This window comes from Deltaproteobacteria bacterium, assembly GCA_018668695.1.
Taxonomy (GTDB): domain Bacteria; phylum Myxococcota; class XYA12-FULL-58-9; order XYA12-FULL-58-9; family JABJBS01; genus JABJBS01.
In genome coordinates, this window is the sequence record JABJBS010000055.1 from 25,464 (window position 1) to 45,243 (window position 19,780).

The window sequence follows — 19,780 nt, forward strand, 5'->3', positions numbered from 1 at the left end:
TTACTTTCCTCCCTTGTCGCCAAGGTTTGCAACAGTTGACTGCGTACCCGGCAAAACCCCTGGAGGGCACTTCATATTTACCGCCAGGTTGAACTCAACTCGGCCGGAGTTTTTCGTTCGTCGTTGGCGCGAAACTTCTGCTTCTTCAACGCACGGATCTTTTTTCAATGCCGCAACCACCTGCTCGGTCGTTTCAAAATTAGCTGCCTCGCCCTTAGCTGTGATTTTTTCAGATTCACCGCCCCTTGAAGGCAAGCGAAACTCCAACTCAGTAAAGGTCACGTCAGTGGCTGGTGGAATTGTTTTAGAAAACGCCTCAAACATACGAGCAGAGGAGAATTCAGGAATCACGACCCCATCACCCGCGCCCGCAGGCTGTCGCAGCGTTGCAAGTGCAGCCGTTGGGTCGCAAATCTGACGACCAACTATTTTCTCTGTCGCTAAACAAAACTCTTTATTCAGCGCCTCTTCTTGCCCATTGACCAACACATAGCGTGTCATCATCGAACCCAGCGCCAACAATAAAACGATGGCACTCCCAATCATAAAATGGGTGAGGGGACCTCGGTAAAGTTGAAGATCTCCCTGGTACGCAAAATCACCGTGGCGAAAGTTCATCGGCACCGCAGAAGAGCGGCGTAATAAAGCGAGCACCAACCCTAAAGCCGGCGCATAAGCACTGCCTGGAACTTGGCTCTCTGGCTCAAATCCCTCAAGGGATTCTTTCAAGTTCAGCTCCACCACATTCACTTCCAACGCCTCGCTCAAAAACCCACAGATCCCATCCAGTGCGGCGATATCGCCGGTCACATAAATGGTTTCTGGCATCAGCGCATCAGGAAGTGCCTTGAAGGTGGTAAACAAATGCGATGCAAGGCCCTTAAGCGCTGTGCGAACTGCATGCTGAATGCGTACAACGTCGCCCGGGTCCATCGTGCCGTCACCATCGCCGAGACCAATACGTCTCCAATAATCAGCGGCATGGGCTTCACTAATACCCAGTAATTTCGCTAGGTCTTTTTCAAGCTTACGAGTACCGAGCCTCATCGTTCGAGCAGAACGAAGTGTTGCGTTGGAGATTAAAGCTAAATGCGCTTCAGTGTGGCCCATGGATAGAACAGCTGCTCGATCCGCATGTTCTGGCGGTAAAAGCTCCATTAAAGAGCCGACCGGGGAAGCCACCACGCGTGGCTCAAGACCCGCATCTTTAAACATCGTTAGCCGGCGCTCAAGGCAATCTCTCGGCATCAACGATGCCAAAACCTCGCTGCGCGTCGTGCCACGCTCGGTCACCAAATAACTCAGTGCCACATCATCCAAGTTGTAAGGGATCTGACCTTCCAGCTCGAAACCCACCGCAGCATCTATCTTTCTCAAATCCCCAAAAGGGAAATCTAAAAGTCGTGCGCTGACCCGGTTGGAATCGCAGGCCACCGCAATGGAATCAAAGTGACCATCGAGTAACTCTTGAAGCCTTGCCAAAAGTAGCTCGTCAGTTTCCTCTTCTTCTCGGTGAACAGTGACCGTCTTGTTCAAACATTGCTTACGCATGGTGGCTTCAACCACCACCGCGTGCGCAACATCACCAGCAAGCTCTATGGCTGCAATACGTTGACTCATGATGCAACTACTCTACTCTCGCGTAATAAAATTTAGCCTCTTGGGTTTGAAAGACTGCTCGAAATCTCTTCGAAGCATTCCCAACATGACCCTCGGCCTGAATTGTAAACCAAACGTTTTGTGACTTGTCGCTAAAGCGCTGTGCAAGTTTAGCCTGATCGACCAAACCCACCAGACCCGACTCTGTTAATAATAATTTTAGGGTAGCCACATTAACAGGCGTCATGCCCATGGCTCCAAAAGATTTCATTTCGACTAAGAGCGACAGAAATTGAGGGAAGAGAGGCTGCATTACAAACTGCTCAAGCAGCACCCCTTCTTGCAACGACGCCGCAAGCCCCATCAAAATGACCTCGAGCGATGCGGTACCGAGCTCAATTTGCGCGGTGGCAGGATAGATGGTGACCGTATCCTTAAGTAAATCATAGAGTGCATCGTCTACCCCATGCACGAGCTGCAGTTCAGCCACGGAATCAAAGGGTGCATTCTTCGCCTCATAAGAATCCTGCAAGTAGGAATAATGCCTATCTTCGTCCCCTACCTGCGAACCAAACTCATTTCCATCACGGTCCGTCCAATCCACGATAGCTCCAATAAGCTCTTCGGGAGTTTCAGCATGCGTGCCGTTTAAATCGTCTTCTTGGAAATGAGTTTCGAGGCGCGGATCAAGCAAAAGCCCGTAAAGCATTTCCATGGCTGGTTTACCGTCACGAACGGATTTTAAAACATTCAGGGAAATCTTTGAGTGTTCGCTTGTGCTCGTTGCGATGCATTCACCAGGAAAAAAACCTTCGGCCGCAACGGATTCTTCAAGATCTCGCTCCACGGGCTTAAACAAGGCACCCATCAGTCCGCACTCCACCGGGAGCATCTCGAGAATTTGCCCCATGGGCAATTGCCCACCACCTGCTGCCCCACCGGCTCCGGTATTGCCCATAAGCATGTTCGCAACCTGGTTGAGCTTTCGAGAGTGACGCAAAATCAGCGCACGAAGACGTAAAGCGCTCAATGCATTGTACTCAGCCTGAAGTTCATCGCGTGCGTTGTAAGCTAGCTGCAAATCAACACGGCTGCTGTATTGAAACTCCGTGACCACTGCTGCCACCAAAGTGACCAAGACGAGGACCATCAGCAACGCAACACCACGTTCACGAGGCGGCTTACGGCGAGATTTAATTAATCTAGACATCGCGACCCCGTGATGCCTGGAATGGCCATAGCCTGCTGAACGAAGAGGCGTGTTTTCGTCGTAAACTTTTGCTCGTTACCCGCCGAGTCGAGCGCTGTGATTTGAATCTTTACAAAAAGCGGGAGCTTTCCTTTAAAGTCCATGGAGGTCGAATCCCACTCGTCTTCCCATTCCTTGTCGAGCGGATCGAAAAATTCGAATTCAATATCTAAGACATCCTCAGCCATCAACTTGATGGAACCACCTTCTTCAGGCTCCTCGTCAATGCGCGCTTGCTCTCGGCGAAACAAGGCTTTTCGGCTGGAATCGTCGGGGTGGCTGTCTACAAAATAGGAAAGTTCGTTTTGGTCGGATTCATTGGCGTCTGAGCGAATCTTAAAATGCGAAAAACTGGTGAAGTCTAGGCGCATACCATTGGATGAGCGCTTGCCAAGAAAAATCGTTTTGTTCTGTGGATCTTCACAGTCGCGGTGTTCGGAGAGGAAAGCACTTTGGATCTCTCGGGTCATGCGGAGCATGGACTGACGAACTTGGTGGTAATGGTCTGTGACACCAAGCGTTCTTTCGCGAGCATCCACAGAACTTCTTAAAGTACCGAAGCTTAAAGTACCAATCATGCCAAGAATCGAGACCGCAATCATGATCTCCATGAGCGTAAAGCCTTGTTGCTTGCGCTTCATATGCTTCATCGCTTAAGCCCAGTTCCGAGGTCTAAATCGAGCTTAGGAAGCTTTGAAGGATCGATCGTACTTAAATCCGGCATTCCACCGGCGCCTGCGTTCTGAAGGCTAAAATCTTGTTTCGTTACAAACGCACGCACTTCAAAGCTTTCTTCGTACTTTCCTACCGGCCACGTGAGCTTGAGTTCAACGAGCCGGATAGAACGACCGATTTCATCGGTAAAGGTGCTGAGCATTCCGCCAAAACCTTCAACACCACCGAGCATCGATTCGCAATCGGCTGCAGCGGCTTCTGGTTCAACCCCATCTGGTGCAAAGCCAGAGCACATACTTGCAAGGCCGGATAGGTCTAACTCCACCTCACTCACACGGCTTGTGTACTTGACGTATTCATAACCCTCGTCGCCAAAATCACCTTCTTCTTCAAGGTCACCAACCACGAAGCCATCTTCAATGAGCATAGCCTCAAGGTCGACCATTTTGGAACGCGCCAAAAGGGAGGCGATGGTCAGGTCTCGTGACCGCCCTGCACTGTTTACGCTCGATGCTTGAGACTCCAAAAGTACCGTCAGGCTCATGGCTAAAATACCCAGAGCGATGACAACCTCCAAGAGCGTAAAACCTCGGGTAGAGTTCGTGCGGCGGGTCATGATTTATCACCCTCCACATAGCCCGCGAGAACTTCTGCGCGACCGGTAAGCGACCAGATCTTGATGGTAAAAATACGAGAGTCCGCGTCTTCTAAATGCACCATAGCGTCTTGGGTGTAACCGTGAGGAAAGAAAATCAATGAAGCTTCACCTTCAGTGATGGGCTGGTCGGAGCCTTCGATCCAAACGTCCATGATCTTTACGCCTTCTTCAAGCGTAAAACTTTTATCGGTATCCTGAAAGCTTGTTGTACCGCTGCCACCTTGAAGACCACTGATGCCAAATAAAGCAGCCGCAGCACCGGAGCCCTCTTCGCCTTCTTTGGCTTCTGGCTCATCCCAACCTTCTTCCAAGTTCACGCCGGCCATCATAGCCTCTAAACCGGAACCCATGGTGGTAGGCGCTTTCGTGGCCGCAACCAGTGCATTACTACCTGGCTCTAGGCGAAAAGTTGTAGCTGAGCGTTGAATTTTGATGACGCCATCTTGGAGATTAAAAACCAACCGGTGGGTCTCACCTGTTAGTGCCGCTTCGTCATAGGTGCCTTGAACAGTGGCCGCGAGCATCATGGAAGACTTACGCAGCGATAAACGGGTCACGTTGCCGATGGTCGGAATCGCAACCGCGGCAATCAACGCAATGATGGCTAAAGTGATGGTTGCTTCCACCAGAGTAAAGCCGTGGCTGCCGCGGCGAGCCTTTGCGTTGATTGGCCGAGTCATCTGAGCTTACTCAGCGCTCTTCCAATTACCGATGTCGTCACCGCCGCCTTGAACACCATCTTTGCCATAGCTCATGACATCGAATCCGCCTGAATTCTGTGTGCCAGGGTAAATATAAACGAAAGCGTTGCCCCAAGCGTCTTCTGGAATCGAAGTCATAAATGGCTGAACATTACCCTTCGGTGCTGTTAAAGCCTGCAGGCCTTCGGCTGTTGAAGGGTAGTTTCGAAAGCTTAGTCGATAGAGCTCAAGGGCATCTGAGATCTGCTTGATCTGAGTCTTGCTTGTTTCAACTTGCGCATCCTCAAGTCGGCCGAAAACCTGCACACCAACAACACTGGCAATCAAACCGATGATTGCAATAACAACCATGATTTCAATCAGAGTCATACCGCGCTGAGCGTGGCGTGATGCTTTGTTCATCAACTCGTGGTGCACACCAAGTGAATCGGAGAGTTCGTTGTGCGATTGCTCGCTTGTCTTTAGTTCCTGCATGGTCTGTCCTCTTGCTTAAATAGCTGAGCTCATTTGGAGAATTGGCATTAAGATAGCGAAGACAATGCTTGCTACCACGATACCCATGACGACAATGATAAGCGGCTCCAATAAGCTCGTCATCGCCCGCAATCGGGAATCGATTTGTACTTCATAGCTTTTTGCGACGTTGTTCAGCATGGGTTCGAGTTGACCCGATTTTTCACCAATACCGATCATGTGCGTCACGATGGGTGGAAAGTGGCCAGAACGCTTTAGAGGCGCAGCAATGCTGTCACCCTCTTTGACACAGTCTCGCGCGGTTTCGATAACTTCCAATAAAACGGTATTTTGAACCACGTTTTTAACAATATCGAAGGCCGTTAAAAGGGGCACACCACTGGCCATCAACGTTCCAAGCGTCTTACAAAATCGTGAGATCGCAACCATTCGAACCAGAGGTCCAAACACTGGAACCGTCAGGAGAAATAAATCCCACTTCGGTCGCCCTTTTTCCGTTCCGATATATTTACGGCCAAAATAAACCACGAGACCAATCAATAAAATTATCAAGAACCAGTAGTCGATCATGATCTTACTAACAGCGATTAAGAATTGCGTGGGCAGTGGCAAGACCATCTTTTGAGATTCGAAAATCTTGGTGATCTTGGGGATGACGAAAACGAAAAGCATCGCGGTAACACCGAGCGCCATCAAGAGCATGATGACCGGATAAACCAAGGTACCGACGAGCTTCGAACGCAGCTCATGCTGACTTTCAGTAAAATCTGCAAGCCGGTCAAGAACCACATCCAACGCGCCTGAAGTTTCCCCGGCTCGTACCATACTGATGTAGAGCCCGGTAAAGACCTTCGGGTGCTCAGCCAAAGCTTCCGCCATGGGGGCACCTTCGTTAACACGCTGCTTGACCGCGGCCCAAACGCCTTTGAGAGTTTGGTTCTCCACCTGGTCGATCAACGCGGTGAGTGATTCCACCAAGGAAATTCCGGCACCCACCAATGTGGATAACTGGCGCGTTGATACCGCAAGGTCTTCCGTAGAAACCTTCTCGGCAAAGAGCTTCACTTGAAAGCTGGCGCCGCCTTCTTTTTTCTTTTTTGCAGTGGGTCCTGATTCTTTTAAGTCTGTGAGGAAAATACCATCACGGCGCAAAAGCTGCTTAATCGCGCGAGGGTTTTCGGCCTCTCGAGTACCGCTGGTTGATTTACCTGCGGAATCCATCCCTTTGTATGCGTAAACTGGCATCCCTAGACTTAACCTTCTGCCGTCACACGTAAGACTTCAGCACTTGAAGTAATGCCCGCTAAAACTTTTTGGGCACCATCATCACGAAGCGTGCGCATACCTTGAGTTTTGGCTTTTTTCTTAATCGTATTGGAGTCGACATTTTGAAGAATCAACTGCCGTACCTCATCCGTAGGCATCATCAATTCGTAAATACCGAGTCGCCCTTGATACCCTGTTCCCAAGCACGCGGGGCAACCTTGGCCGCGCCAAAACTTAGGATTGGGTCCAAGCCTTTCTGGACTGAGGCCAAGCTCTAGGATTTCCTCTTCCGATGCTTCGTATTCTTCCTTACATTCGGGGCAGAGCGTTCTCACGAGGCGCTGGGCCAAAATACCGATCACTGAAGATGCAACCAAGAAAGGTTCAACTCCCATATCGACCAAACGGGTAATCGCGCCGGGCGCATCGTTGGTGTGAATCGTAGACAAAACCAAGTGACCCGTAAGGGCCGCCTGAATCGCAATTTCAGCCGTCTCGAGGTCTCGAATCTCACCAACCATAATGACATCTGGATCGTGTCGCAGAAACGAGCGCAAACCGTTGGCAAAGGTCAACTTAATTTTAGATTGGACCTGGGTTTGGCTCACACCATCAAGCTGATATTCCACCGGATCTTCGATGGTGAGAATATTCAAATCAGGGCGGTTGATGGCACTTAGGCACGCATAAAGTGTGGTCGTCTTACCACTGCCCGTAGGACCTGTTACTAAAATGATTCCGTGGCTCTTTTTGATGAGGCCATTCATTGCGGTGTGCGTGTCTCGCGTAAAGCCAAGGTCGGTTAAGTCCAAGAGAATCGAAGATCTATCGAGTAGACGCATTGTGATGCGCTCGCCGTAGGCCGTAGGTACTGTCGCCACACGAATATCAACGTCTTTACCCGCCATCTTGATACGAATACGACCATCTTGGGGAAGGCGTTTTTCTGCGATGTTAAGCTCAGCTTGAATCTTAATCCGGCTGATGATGCTCGCCTGCAGACGCTTCGGTGGACGAATTTTTTCGTAGAGAATACCGTCGATCCGGAAACGGACCACCAAGTCACGTTCGCCAGGCTCGATATGAATATCTGAAGCGTGCTCTTTAATCGCTTGCGAGATCAGAGAGTTGACCAATCGAATGATTGGCGCCTCATCTTCAGAATCGAGAAGGTCAACCGCTTCCTCGAAATCCTGAGCAAAGGTATCAAGGTCTTCATCTTCCAAATCTTCCATCGCTGCTGCCGCGTGGGCGGTGCCTCGGTCATAGACTTGGTTGATGGCTTGAATAATTTCCTCTGATGTCGCCAAAGCGAGTTCAATGGATTCGTCGATTAAATTGGCGAGGTCATCAAGCGCTGCGACCGCGAGCGGTTCAGAAGTCACAACGACAACCGTACCATCTTCTCGCTGAGCCACGGGTAAGAGCTTAAACTGCTTTGCAAAGTTAATTGGCACCGGCGTGATCAAGTCGTCGGGGACATTTGCGTCATCGATAGATTCCCAAACAGGGATATCCAGCTGCTCCCCGAGAGCTTCGAGAAGCTGCTTTTCGGTTATGCTTCGTTGACCAATTAAGATTTCACCTAAGAGACCGCCACGCTCAGTTTGCAATTCAAGTGCGGTATCGACCACCTCTTGGCTAATTACGCCGCGTGCGCAGAGCAGTTCACCCAGGCGCCGCTCAGAGAATCTCTCCGACGGTTGCAGCACATCGACCTCAGTTTTTTCCTGAATCTCCATGTGGACTACTCCTTAGCCTCTTCTTCTTTGGCTTCCACTTCAGGGGCAGCTTCGTCAGAACCCTCTGTCGACTCTTCACCACTTAATGTCTGAAATTGTGTTTCAGGCGCTGTGCTTTCCTCGCCCTCATCTTGAGGGCTTACAAGTACTTCATCCGAACCGCCGTCACCGCCATTTTCGATGCGGCTTTGCTCGCGTTCAACCGCCCGGCCCAAGCGTGCAAGAGGACCCACCTTGCGGCGGTAATCGATGTGCGCTCGGTATTGCTTTTGGCGACCGTAATAATCGGCTGTGAATTCTTCGTGCTCTTCCATCTTACGCTCGAGAATACTTTGAAAATCCTCAACGCCTCGCACGATGTATGGCGTTAACACTAAAAGCAGGTTTACTTTTTCAACTTTCTTGGTGCGCGTCTTAAAGAGCCAACCGATGATGGGAAGGTCACCGAGGAGCGGGACCTTACTTTCACCCTCAGTCACGTTGTCTCGCATCAAGCCGCCCAAGACGATGGTCTGTTGATCCTCAACGACAACAACACTCTTAATAGAACGATTTGAAGTCAGTGGAGTTTCAGTTGTTTTATCGATGCCCGTCACATCTTCAATCTTCTGCTCAACTTCGAGCCTAATTCGGTTTCGCTCATTGATTTGTGGAGTAATCGAAAGCTTTAAGGAGACATCGATTCGATCAACCGAAGAGAACATACCGCCGCCGAGTGAACCCAACGAACTGCCAAGTGAACCCAGGCCACTCGAACCTGCCGCGCCGCCCAGGGCACCTGCCAGAGCACTGCTGCCAAGTGAAGTACCACGGCGAAATGGTACCTTCTTACCAACTTCAATCGTTGCTTCCTCGTTATCGGTTGTCAGAATATGAGGCGTAGAAAGAACCTGAGCGTTGCTGTCTACTTCCAACCATTTCAGAATCATACCGAAACTTGGAATGGTCAAATCACCAATCGTGAGCTGCTTGCCTACGATACCAGCCATCGAACCGCCCGCGAGACCAAGCAATCCAGTTGGGCTTAACGCACCAGCAACCGTGCTGCTGATACCTTCACTGCCCGCTGACCAGGGACCACTTTGAACAAAACCGAGTGACCCATCGCCGTAGCCGCCCAAATCATTGGCACCAAATTGAACCGGTGTATGCCAACTCACGCCAATATCATTGTCATTACTGTTAGATACTTCGAGGATCGCCGCCTCGATATAAACCTGCGGCCGAACTGTATCCAGTCGTTCGACTAACTTCTTAAGTGCACGGTAGTCGTGTGCACTCGCCACAACAATCAAACTGTTCGTGCTCTTATCAGCGGTGATTTTAATTTCGCCTTCAAAGAGCTGCGCGCTTTTAGGAGCAGATGCGCCCTTGCCTTTTTTACCAGCCCGGCCCTTCGAAGTGGATGAACCTTGAGTAAGACTCGACAAAGTAGATGCCAAATCTTCTGCCTTGGCATTTTCCAAGTAGTAAACGTGGATACGGCCTTGCTCTGCTTCAGAAATAGGAACGTCCAACCTAGAGATGAGACGACGAATGGCTTCAAAGCTGCGTTTGTTGGCCTTAATGATAATTTGATTCGTTCGTTCGTCGGCGATAATTTTTGATATCTGCACCGATGCTTCATCACTAGAACTAGACTTGGCTTTGCTCGTTGGAGATTTACGTGCGCTCTTTGACTTTGTAGCGCCTCCGCCACCGGATACATCAAACACTTGAGTAATCTTGTCGGCCACTTCCTGTGCTGTAGCGTATTCAATTTGAACTATCCGAAGCTCATCATCAAAGCCAGGCTGATCAAGCGCTCTAATGATTCGCTTAATTCGGGCAATATTTGGCGCGTACTCACTTAAGATGATGGCATTGCTTGGTTGAAAAACCGTAAGCTCACCTTCTTTAGAAACTAAGGATTTAAGAACGCTGCTGATTTGATTGGCTTCCGTGTGCATCATCGTGATGAGCATCGTGACCATCTGCTCATTAAAAGACGGGCAAACATCATCAGGGCCAACACAGGTGGGAATTGGCTTTTTAATCGCGTTTTTGGATTCTATCAATTTGTAGAATTTACCGGTCTTCACAACCGTGATTCCATTGATACTTAGAGCCGATAAAAATACTTGGTAAGCCTCTGCTGCCGTAATCTTAGTGGGCGAAAGAATCGTAATCTCTTGGCTTTTAAGCTTTTCAGGAATGATGAAGTTTTTACGCGTCATGTCGGAAATCGCTTTCACGATGTCCATGATCTCCGCCTTAGAGAACTCGAAAGAGAAACGCCCTTTTTTGGCGCGCTCTTTGTAGTCGATGTCACCACCATCTACATCAGATCTTGGCGATGATGAGCGGGAGCGACTTGAAGACTCCGAGGACTTGGAAGACTTGGACGATTTTTCGTCCTTCACCGCTGCACGGCTTGCCGCCGCGGCAGCTTCTGCAGTGCGCTTCATCTCTGCCGACTTGCCAACACGGGGCCGCTTCGATTTAGGAAAGCTCTTTGGAACCGACCGAGCCTTCATCAGCTGGCGGCCAAGCTGCACCTTTTCCTTAGCTTTTTTCTTGCTCGCTTCCTCGTCATCAGACTGCGCAACCCAAGTACTGGTATCAACAGAACTCTGCGCTGCCATCACATCACTTGTGGCAAACATGGTCAAAACAATCAGCATCACCAAACGTGGCGTATTCAACATCCCACTACCTCTCTCATCGTACCAACGAGCAGCGAATCTTTTGGTTCCCTTTATGGAGAACCACACCACTCGAATGTATTGCCCCGAGCACAAAGCTCCCGGCAGGCGTATTCAAAACTTGTTCTAAATGAACGAGACGGGTGTCATCGTTCACTGAAAGCATCGCGAAGGAATCAGCCATTGTTTCCGCTTCTACAATGGCACGGACTTCTAAGGGGCATGTTTGTGCTTGAACCTTAGAAGGTTTTTTCTTTGGCACTGGAGCGGGTGCCGTCGACTTTTTTTGTAAATCCATTGGCACTTGAGCCAGTGGTAAAATTGCGAGGGTGTATTCGCTCTCTAAAGTTTGCACGCTGGTATCGACGGACATCGCAACCGTAGACACAGCGGTCCCTACTGGCTCATTGGCAAATCCCGGAATCTCACTTCCAAGACCTGTTAAAGCGCCGATGCAGAGGAGTATGCGTAGAGAGTCGTGCACGTTTTATCGCCCAATCGCATAGTTCATCGTCATGGCACGGCCACGGCGTTGAATGTCGACAGTGATACTCGAGCTGTCTTTAAGTTTTTGGTAGATTTCCAAAGCCTTATCAGGGCTGTTCATTTCGTGCCCGTTGACACTTTGAATGACATCACCGTTTCGTAGCCCGATCTTGGAATAAATACTTCCAGGCTTAATACTGAAAAGCTTAAAGCCATTGGGCTTACCATTTTTGAAGCTTGGAACGATGCGTGCCTTGGTAGCCACTTCGCTAAGGTTATTCAGTACACGGTCGATCTCTGAACCTTCGATATTGTAATCGGTCTCAGAAACTTTAGTAACGCCCTTGCTGCGGTCGCCGTCGTCATCTTTGACCTTGCTGGTGCTCTTCGAACTCTTAGGCGAATTACGACGCCCAGCTTTTGGCGATTCCGCATCAGCCAGGCAACGCTCGTAATGGCTTGCCCTGCGAACAATAATTTCACGGCTACGAACTTCCACAAGTTCAGCATCATCTACAACCAGGTTATTGCCCGGACGAATGCTGTAAGCTTCAACATCGCGAGATGAGTTGTTGTAAATCATCGCAATGGACCATGCGGGGTTGTCTGAAACCAAGGTGGCTCGAACCGAAATCGGTAAGCTGCAGCTCTTCACATCTGTTTCATCAAACTCACCGGCTTCACTGGCCTCGGAGTCTTCGGGTACATCAACCACCGGTTGGAGGTTTTCGCGCTTGAGTGCCATGAGGTTTCGCTCTGCCATTGAGCTAAAGCCTGCTTTTCTGGAGGTTATGCCTTTTCGAGACTTGCCGCTGGTTCCTAGATTTTGGTTTGCGTTGGGAAGAAGCCTAATTTCCTCGGCTACCACCGCATTGACCGCACCGCCCACAAAATACGAGCCAAGTGCAATAAACACCAAGTTCAACAACCAGCCATTGTTTTTTAAATAGGCTGCAATGCGTGCCGTAACCATGAGGCGACTTCTTTCTTCAAACCTCAGCTGCCGAGACCATCTCGACGCATCTTCAAACCCTGAAGCGCCTTGCCATATTCCAGACATGAACATTCCAGTGTTGGGAGGGGTAAATGCAAGATTCGATCCATAAATTCAAGGGTCAAATCATGCTAATTTTTAAGGGATTTTAATAACTTAGGTCGAGTCTTTTAGACATATTGTCAAGATGGCGAGCTATGATCGTAAAGGCCGTGACAAATTGTCAATTTGTCTCATTTCGATCCATTTAGGCTAGAAACCAGCCCCGGAAGTCTTCGAGGTTCAGAGCCCGTGGGGCAAGCGGGGCTCCCACAAAGGACGCTCGTTCTTGTGACGCAGTCGCCGCTGCATTAGGACCGCCGGTAGCCGACTCCCAAAGCCTATCAAATTCTTCACCAATATCGATTTCAGGATCACCATTACGCTTGTTCATCGTCACCTCGTACCCAAACCATCGACGCAACCTTCTAAAATCTTTAATTAAATCATGCACCGGATTCATGAACCCAAAGTGGTACCACCTCAGTTTCAAGCTGGTTGCGACTTTTTTGGTGAATATCAAATTCCAGATTAGCCTTTGAGGGGACCTTTTGGAGGGGAAATCAACATGTCCAGTTATCTTACAGCAGAAGAATTCAGTGCATTCATGACAGACGAGAGCACCGAGGGGCCGCAGGCGCCGGAAAAGCCGCACTTGGTCGCCGTTGCCGAGCCCGCAGTCGTGGTAACTGAAAAGCCAGCGACAGTCGCAAAACCCATCTCGTTGACGCAACTGCCGCCTCGCCCCATGGCGACCCCCGCGGTTGCTGTTGCCACCGGTGCTTGTAGAACTGAGCCCACACACGATCCAGGCGCTAAGCCCAACACCGGCTTAAATCTTCGACTTAATGATTACCAACTGGAATTGATTCGAGAACTGGCCGCTCGTGAAGAACGCTCGATGCAGCAGGTTATCCGCCGAACGTTGATTCCGGCCATTGAGCAAGCTCTAAGCTGCGAAGATTAACGTGAAATTCTTTGGCGGTACCAGTCGTTCCAGAGCATGCTTTTAGCCTGCAATACGTATTGGCCATCGCGCATCGCTCTCTCAACAACTGAGCAAGCAACTAAAAAATCTGCAAATTCTTTAAGCGGACGAAGACCCACCTCGCGCTCCGCTTGTTTTGCAGTACAGCCGTATTCGCCCATTTCCATAAGCACCTGCATCAATGCGTGCTCCGGCGCTGCGTAAGAGCCTCGGTAATGAACCCCTCGCCCGCGATCGAAGGCTTGCCAAATATTTTCAAAAAGCGGTTCCAACCGCATGGATGCGTTGTCTGCCGCAGCTCGTAAATTACGCACTAAGTTGTATTCGATGATCTCATCTAGAAGTACGTTGAGAAGGTATGGGTGATTGCCCGTTAAATAGGAGATCTCTTTAATTAGCCGTGCATTGGCTTCAGGAAGCATCTCCCGCACCATCATGGCTGCTTCGTCTTCTTTCAATGCGCCCAAGCACTGCTGCTGTAGTTTCTTCAATTCTGGCATTTTCGAATCAAGAATAAATTCACGAAACTCTCGGTCGCCCGCAAAAACAAGGCTCACCGGCGACCAATCCTCAGACTGCTTCAACAACTTGAATAAAGGCTCCAGCGCTTCCATGCACTCAGCCTTCGCAAAAACTTCAGAACCATCAAACATAAGTGCGAAATGACACCATGCTTCCGTGCCACGCAGACCCGCCCACGTTTTAGCCAGAGAGGTCTCAAGCTCCTGCCAACCATGTTGCCCCGCCCTTCGAAAATCGGGCTTTTTCAATTCAACAGCGCCTGCACCACCTCGAGCATGGGTATCCAATAAAGCCGCACTGAGAGCGTCCCAAATAAGACTTGGAAGTAATGCCGCCCGGCCGCCAAGCAGCGATAGATCGACGATAACCGGAACCGTTTTGATTCCCTGGTATAGCGGGGTAAATAAGTCGTACTGATTTTGTCTTAGTTCTTGCAGAAACGATGTCTTGCCCACCTGCGGACCACCCATGAGCGCCACAGATTGACCGCGCTGAATGCAATTCAGAACACGCCTTAATTCGCCCGTGCGGCCATAAAATCCTGAGGTGCCACCAACTTGGCGGTCACAAATGGGTAGAGCGCTCATAACTTAGAGGTTACCCCAAGACTCAGTTCTGAGCGAATGGTGGGAAAGCAATGAAAACAATGGCAAGCGCTAGAATCCGTTGGCCACAGCACTAAAAAGGTCTGCGCCAAGCACATCTGGACCCAGCTCTTTGGCTTCGTCCAAACAATCTTTAGCCGACTTTAAATCACCTTCATCAACCCAAGCTGTTGCCAGAGAGAATAAATGCTGGCCCAAAGTTTGGTCTTTGTTCGGACGACATTGATCGATCAGGGATTTGAGCTGTTTGATACGCTCCGTGCGCACCCGGGTCAGCTCATCCTTTTCAGCCTCAGCTGCATGGATCGTTTCCATAAACGCTAAAGCAGTAACCGAATGATCACTCGGAGATTCCGTGAACCCTACTCTGCGCAACTCAAACAGAGCCTTCTGACCGCGCCCTTGATGAAAAAGGCAAATACCCAGGGAGGTTCGAGCCGCCAAGGACCAGTAGGGATGCTTTTGTTTGGCCGCAGCCTGAAAGTGGGTCACCGCTTGTTCTAAATCTCGTAAATGAAAGAGACAATGCAGCCCGACTTTATAACCAGCTTCAACAGCTTGCGCGGTATCGGAAAACTCAGCGACGATGACTTGTCTGGTTTTCCACATCCCCTCAACATCGCCCGCAGCCTCTTGTTCAGCGAGTTCTTTTAAAAGGCCTTCTAAATCAGCCATTTCGATCTCCCACTTCAATGCCAAGCTCTACTTTAAGACGCTCAAGAATCTCAAAATACTCTTTTTGTTGGTAACTCTTATTAAGGATATGAAACTCACATCCGACCAGCCCAACACAGCCAATGCAGTGATGACAATCGGCGAGATCGACGCAATGGATGAGATAAGCACTGTCTACACAATGTCGGCAATCTTGAAGATACGCGCTGCTATGACAACTCTCGCAATTTTTGCTCCAAGTTAGGCCTGTGCAATTTGTTAGCTTTGAGCTGTGGGTGCAGCGGTAAGAGTTCGTCGAGTCCTCGCAAAAACTGCAGTGAGTACAACCCTGCAAGCCAGTGGATTGTACGCACTGGATATTGCTGCTGCCCTCATCGGCGCTTCGCTCTAAATCGCGCAGACCGCGTAATAACTCATCAACATTCATTATTTGCGACTATCCCAGAAGCCTCGGTAAGCGTCAATCAGCTCCGCCTTCAGCACGGCGCTTGAGTTCTCGTAGCAAGAGCGTCAACTCCCGGGTGGTTTGGCCTGTAATGGAGGAGTTTTCTTCTGCTCGGCGAATTAAATAGGGAATGACCTCACGAACCGGACCGTAAGGCACATATTTGGCTACATTATATCCTGCTTTGGCCAAGGTGTAGCTGATGTGATCACTCATTCCCAATAGCTGTGAGAAAAACACACGGTCATCACTAGGCTGCACACCTTGAGCTTTCATCAATTGTGCGAGATTTTCGTTGCTCTTCTCATTATGAGACCCTGCACAGAGCGCCGATACCTTGATATTCTCCATCAAAAAAGCAACCGCGGCATCGTAATCGTTATCGCAAGCATCTTTGGTTGGCTGAATTGGCGATGGGTAACCTCGTTGAGCGGCCCGTTCGCGCTCCTTTTCCATATAAGCCCCTCGGACCAATTTAACGCCAAAGTGATAACCACCCTTTTGGGCCAAGGCGACTTCGCTCTTAACGAAAGCAAGCCTGTCCACACGGTACATCTGAACCGTATTAAAAACGATGGCGCGGTCCTGATTGAACTTTCGCATCATGACTCGGCTTAAGTCATCAATGGCATCTTGGACCCAGCTCTCCTCCGCATCGATAAGTACCGGGATTTGAACCTTCGCCGCTGCCGCACAAACCGCTTCTACTCGGGTAATCACCCGCTGCCACGCCGCCTGCTCGTCTTCGTTTAGCTCCGCGGCGCTGTGAACTTTCTCAAGCAGACCAAACGAGGCCAGGCCCGTGACTTTAAAAACAGCCAGCGGAATCATCTGGTTTCGGCCAGCTTCTTCCACCGTGGCTAAAATTTCCGCCACCGAGGATTCAAAATCTGCCTCGCTCGATTTCCCCTCAACCGAATAGTCCAAAATCGTCTTCACACCGAAAGAGCCGAGTGCTTCAACACATGGCCTACAGCCGGTGATGCTCTCGCCCCCGCAAAAGTGACGAAAGATCGTTCGTAAGATGATTCCCTCGACGGGAAGGCGCAGCTTGAGGGCAAACATCAGCACAGATTGGCCTAAATCAGCCAGCCACTGCACGGACAAAAGCCGGAAGAGCCAGTAGGCACGGCGTAACTCTAGGGCGCTACGCCCAGCAAAGGCCACTCGGGTGTCCTCGAAGTCCAAAATCTTTGATTCGATCATACTTCGGCTTTACTTCACCCAGGTATTTGAAGACAAGCCCTTGAAATGTGCTTGGTCGTCATAAACTTGAGGGTAGATTAGTATTTTTTTCCACGGAAGGGCGTCATGTCATTGCCTGCAGACAGCACCAGCGGTAAGCAAGTGCCTTCACTTTTACTCTTTTCGATTGCTGAGTAAGGAAAAACCATGCGCTTATCTGCCCTCGTTCTAACGATTATTTCACTACTTACCGTAGCTTGCGGTTCTGAACTCGAAGCTGTTGCCGATATTCAGTGGCGAATTAACTACGGCGACTGGACCGACGACGGTTCATCCGACGATTTTCGGGCGTGTGACAACAAGCCAGTCATCAATGCGCGCGGCATTGCTTATCCTGAAATTTTTAAAGTTCACGTTCACCTCACCGATCCTGCGGGCATCATCCCGGGCTACGAGCAGCGGGTCGAATGTGACCTGGGAATGGGAATTGGAACCTTGAGCCTGCGCGGCTTGGTTCGCCAGGCTTGGGATGTCAGCATCTCCGCTGAAGCTGAAGATGGAACAGTTCTCTATCAATACGTTGAAGACGAGGTGGATATGTCGACCCCGCAGACCTTCACGTGGGAACTTCAGGCCAAAACGAGTGAAACACACTTCTTTCCCAAGTTTACGGGAGCAGGCTCTGGCGGACTTGAGTGCCCGGAAGGTGTCACCACCTCGCGATGGAGCCTCTACTTGAACGACATGACTACGCCTGCAGAAGAGGCAAGCGTGACTGGTGAAGCCGCAGCTTGTGATGCATTCAATGTTGCTGAAGAAATCATCATTCGCAATGTGCCTGTCGATCCCCAAGCCGGTGCAAACAACAGCTTTGTGCCAACGAGCTACAAGTTGGTCGTCGAGGGTATGGACGCATCGGGTGGAACCGTTTGGTGCGGACAAGAAGATAACCGAATTTTTCGCCCCGGCGAGAACGGTAACGGAACGAACACAGATATCACTCTGACGTCGGGCGCCTGTAATTAACTTTAAGCCGCAGCCCACAGGGCTGTGAACCACCGAGGCAGTATCATGGAAGGTGTACAACAAGGACCACTCTTACAAGAGCAGCTCTTCGACCTATTTATCTATCTAGGCGCCGAATGGGTGCTCGAGCTTTTGGTGATTCTAAGTGTTATCTCCGTGGCCATCACCGCAGAGAGACTTTTTCATTTCCTCACCCACCGCGATGACTACGCCATGCTTCAAACGAAGCTGGATGAGCATCTATGTGCGGGGGATCTGGATAAAGCACGTTCACTGCTTCAGAGCGGCCACTCCTACGTGGCTTCCATCTGCCTTGCAGGGCTTGACGTAATGGAGCGAGGGCCGGGCGCCGTTGAAGAAATGATGACCGGCGCCACAAAAGTTGCGAAGCTGAAGCTGGAGCGAGGCTTAGCCTTTCTGGGAACACTTGGAAACAACGCTCCTTTCATCGGACTTTTCGGAACTGTTTTGGGTATTATGCGAGCTTTTAAAGACCTCGCCGAGAATACCACCGAGGGATCTGCTGCAGTTATGGCAGGTATCGCCGAAGCATTGGTCGCCACAGCCATCGGCCTCTTGGTCGCCCTGCCTGCAGTTGCCATCTTCAATATGTTTCAGCGCTCAATCCGCAGACGCCTCGTACTCTGCGACGCAGTTGGACACATCGTTTTGTCGCACGCTAAGAGCGTGAAGTCGGAGAAGTAACCCATGACCGGCGGAGCAAATCTCGATGATGACGATATCATCAGTGGTATCAATGTGACTCCTTTGGTGGACATCATGTTGGTTCTGCTCATTATCTTCATGCTCACCGCAAACATCATCAACAACCCCGCTATCCAGGTCGATCTCCCTAAGGCATCCACCGGTGAAGCCACAGAGCCCACCACCATTGCTTTAACCCTCACGGAAAATGGTTCAATCTACCTCAATGGCGAGCTAACTACGAAGCCGGCACTGATTGCCTACCTACCCCAAGTGGCCAAAGAAGATGCAAAGGCACAGGCCCTTATCGCCGCAGACAAAGCAGTACCCCACGGGCAGGTGATCGAGCTTATCGATTTGGTCCGCCAAATGGGTGTGTACCGATTTGCTCTCAATATCGATCCCAACCAGGCACCCATTCAAATGGGTGCACCGTGAAGCCACCCCGCGAGACCATTGTATTCCTGGTCGCTCTGCTTGTTTCATGCATCGGGCACTGGGTGCTGATTGACCGCGGAGCCTCCTACGCCCGCGCTCAGCCGCGGCCCACTTATGTACCGGTGGAGATGGCATTGGTGGAACCACCTCCCCCACCGCCGCCCGTTGAGGAAGCGCCACCGCCTGAGCCGCCCAAACCCGAAAAAGTAGAAGTCGCTGAGCTCAAGCCACCTAAAAAAGCTGAGCCACCGCCGGCCAACGAAGAGCCGCCACCCGAACCGCCTAAGCCTGATGAGCCGCCGCCCATTCCAGTCTTCGGCGTCACCATGGAGTCTGTAGTCGGTGCGGACACTGGCGCGTCCATGAGCGTGCGGGTGGGTAATACACTTGCTAAGGCGCCCGAGGAAAAGTTTACACCGCCAGACGAAGTGAAGCCTTTTAAAGTCACTTCACGGTTCGATGTGGACCGGATGCCCCAAACCAAGAGGCGCTGCACCATCGATTACCCTCAAGAAGCTCGAAATCTAGGCATTGAGGGAAAAGTCGTCTTGGAAGTCGAAGTGTTTGGCGACGGCTCCGTTGGCGAGGTTAAAATCATCAAAGGCCCGGGCTACGGACTCAATA

General features: G+C 50.5%; 21 protein-coding genes. 5 read left to right on the plus strand and 16 right to left on the minus strand.

All coding sequences use genetic code 11. The features are described 5' to 3' along the window. From pilM to HOK28_02900, 12 genes are all read right to left on the minus strand, one after another. Complete coding sequence (gene pilM, locus HOK28_02845) at window positions 1–1,620, minus strand: pilus assembly protein PilM (protein ID MBT6432001.1); 1,620 nt, start codon at window positions 1,618–1,620, stop codon at window positions 1–3. Between the two features lie 7 nt (window positions 1,621–1,627). Beyond that, window positions 1,628–2,809, minus strand: a complete 1,182-nt coding sequence (locus HOK28_02850; protein MBT6432002.1) for a hypothetical protein — start codon at window positions 2,807–2,809, stop codon at window positions 1,628–1,630. Beyond that, window positions 2,797–3,489: a prepilin-type N-terminal cleavage/methylation domain-containing protein gene (locus HOK28_02855; protein MBT6432003.1), complete on the minus strand. Its 693-nt coding sequence runs from the start codon at window positions 3,487–3,489 to the stop codon at window positions 2,797–2,799. The genes HOK28_02850 and HOK28_02855 overlap by 13 nt, the downstream gene beginning before the upstream one ends. Window positions 3,490–3,494: 5 nt before the next feature. Continuing rightward, on the minus strand, window positions 3,495–4,139 hold the full coding sequence (locus HOK28_02860) for a prepilin-type N-terminal cleavage/methylation domain-containing protein (protein MBT6432004.1): 645 nt from the start codon (window positions 4,137–4,139) through the stop codon (window positions 3,495–3,497). After that, window positions 4,136–4,861, minus strand: a complete 726-nt coding sequence (locus HOK28_02865; GenBank protein ID MBT6432005.1) for a prepilin-type N-terminal cleavage/methylation domain-containing protein — start codon at window positions 4,859–4,861, stop codon at window positions 4,136–4,138. Before HOK28_02865 ends, HOK28_02860 begins: the two co-directional genes overlap by 4 nt. A 6-nt stretch (window positions 4,862–4,867) precedes the next feature. Next, window positions 4,868–5,284: a type II secretion system major pseudopilin GspG gene (gene gspG / locus HOK28_02870; protein MBT6432006.1), complete on the minus strand. Its 417-nt coding sequence runs from the start codon at window positions 5,282–5,284 to the stop codon at window positions 4,868–4,870. A gap of 87 nt (window positions 5,285–5,371) precedes the next feature. Further along, a complete protein-coding gene (gene gspF / locus HOK28_02875) occupies window positions 5,372–6,601 on the minus strand; it encodes a type II secretion system inner membrane protein GspF (GenBank protein ID MBT6432007.1) in 1,230 nt (409 codons plus the stop codon). A gap of 8 nt (window positions 6,602–6,609) precedes the next feature. Further along, window positions 6,610–8,364 (minus strand): type II secretion system ATPase GspE, encoded by a 1,755-nt coding sequence (gspE, locus tag HOK28_02880; protein ID MBT6432008.1) that lies wholly within the window; start codon window positions 8,362–8,364, stop codon window positions 6,610–6,612. Between the two features lie 5 nt (window positions 8,365–8,369). Further along, window positions 8,370–11,051 carry a type II secretion system secretin GspD gene (gspD, locus tag HOK28_02885; GenBank protein ID MBT6432009.1) on the minus strand — a complete coding sequence of 894 codons (2,682 nt, stop codon included), beginning with the start codon at window positions 11,049–11,051 and terminating at the stop codon, window positions 8,370–8,372. Between the two features lie 13 nt (window positions 11,052–11,064). Next, a complete protein-coding gene (locus HOK28_02890; GenBank protein ID MBT6432010.1) occupies window positions 11,065–11,532 on the minus strand; it encodes a hypothetical protein in 468 nt (155 codons plus the stop codon). Window positions 11,533–11,535: 3 nt separating this feature from the next. Further along, window positions 11,536–12,594: a hypothetical protein gene (locus HOK28_02895; GenBank protein ID MBT6432011.1), complete on the minus strand. Its 1,059-nt coding sequence runs from the start codon at window positions 12,592–12,594 to the stop codon at window positions 11,536–11,538. A 181-nt stretch (window positions 12,595–12,775) separates the two neighbouring features. After that, a complete protein-coding gene (locus HOK28_02900; GenBank protein ID MBT6432012.1) occupies window positions 12,776–12,961 on the minus strand; it encodes a hypothetical protein in 186 nt (61 codons plus the stop codon). A gap of 174 nt (window positions 12,962–13,135) precedes the next feature. Here HOK28_02900 and HOK28_02905 point away from each other — a divergent pair, with 174 nt between their 5' ends. Then, on the plus strand, window positions 13,136–13,534 hold the full coding sequence (locus tag HOK28_02905) for a hypothetical protein (GenBank protein MBT6432013.1): 399 nt from the start codon (window positions 13,136–13,138) through the stop codon (window positions 13,532–13,534). Here HOK28_02905 and HOK28_02910 read toward each other — a convergent pair. The 4 genes from HOK28_02910 to HOK28_02925 form a co-directional block, all read right to left on the minus strand. After that, complete coding sequence (locus HOK28_02910) at window positions 13,531–14,664, minus strand: hypothetical protein (protein MBT6432014.1); 1,134 nt, start codon at window positions 14,662–14,664, stop codon at window positions 13,531–13,533. The genes HOK28_02905 and HOK28_02910 overlap by 4 nt on opposite strands. Window positions 14,665–14,733: 69 nt before the next feature. Continuing rightward, window positions 14,734–15,357, minus strand: a complete 624-nt coding sequence (locus HOK28_02915; protein MBT6432015.1) for a hypothetical protein — start codon at window positions 15,355–15,357, stop codon at window positions 14,734–14,736. Continuing rightward, window positions 15,350–15,784, minus strand: a complete 435-nt coding sequence (locus HOK28_02920; protein ID MBT6432016.1) for a hypothetical protein — start codon at window positions 15,782–15,784, stop codon at window positions 15,350–15,352. The genes HOK28_02915 and HOK28_02920 overlap by 8 nt, the downstream gene beginning before the upstream one ends. Window positions 15,785–15,817: 33 nt before the next feature. Next, window positions 15,818–17,008 carry a proline dehydrogenase gene (locus HOK28_02925; protein ID MBT6432017.1) on the minus strand — a complete coding sequence of 397 codons (1,191 nt, stop codon included), beginning with the start codon at window positions 17,006–17,008 and terminating at the stop codon, window positions 15,818–15,820. 186 nt (window positions 17,009–17,194) lie between these two features. Here HOK28_02925 and HOK28_02930 point away from each other — a divergent pair, with 186 nt between their 5' ends. The 4 genes from HOK28_02930 to HOK28_02945 all read left to right on the plus strand — a co-directional run. Beyond that, window positions 17,195–18,013, plus strand: coding sequence for a hypothetical protein (locus HOK28_02930; protein ID MBT6432018.1), 819 nt, complete (start codon window positions 17,195–17,197; stop codon window positions 18,011–18,013). 45 nt (window positions 18,014–18,058) lie between these two features. Then, window positions 18,059–18,718 (plus strand): MotA/TolQ/ExbB proton channel family protein, encoded by a 660-nt coding sequence (locus HOK28_02935; GenBank protein ID MBT6432019.1) that lies wholly within the window; start codon window positions 18,059–18,061, stop codon window positions 18,716–18,718. A gap of 3 nt (window positions 18,719–18,721) precedes the next feature. Further along, window positions 18,722–19,156 (plus strand): biopolymer transporter ExbD, encoded by a 435-nt coding sequence (locus tag HOK28_02940; GenBank protein ID MBT6432020.1) that lies wholly within the window; start codon window positions 18,722–18,724, stop codon window positions 19,154–19,156. Further along, window positions 19,153–19,780: TonB family protein (locus tag HOK28_02945; GenBank protein MBT6432021.1), on the plus strand; the 628-nt coding region annotated here is incomplete at its 3' end. The genes HOK28_02940 and HOK28_02945, both read left to right, overlap by 4 nt.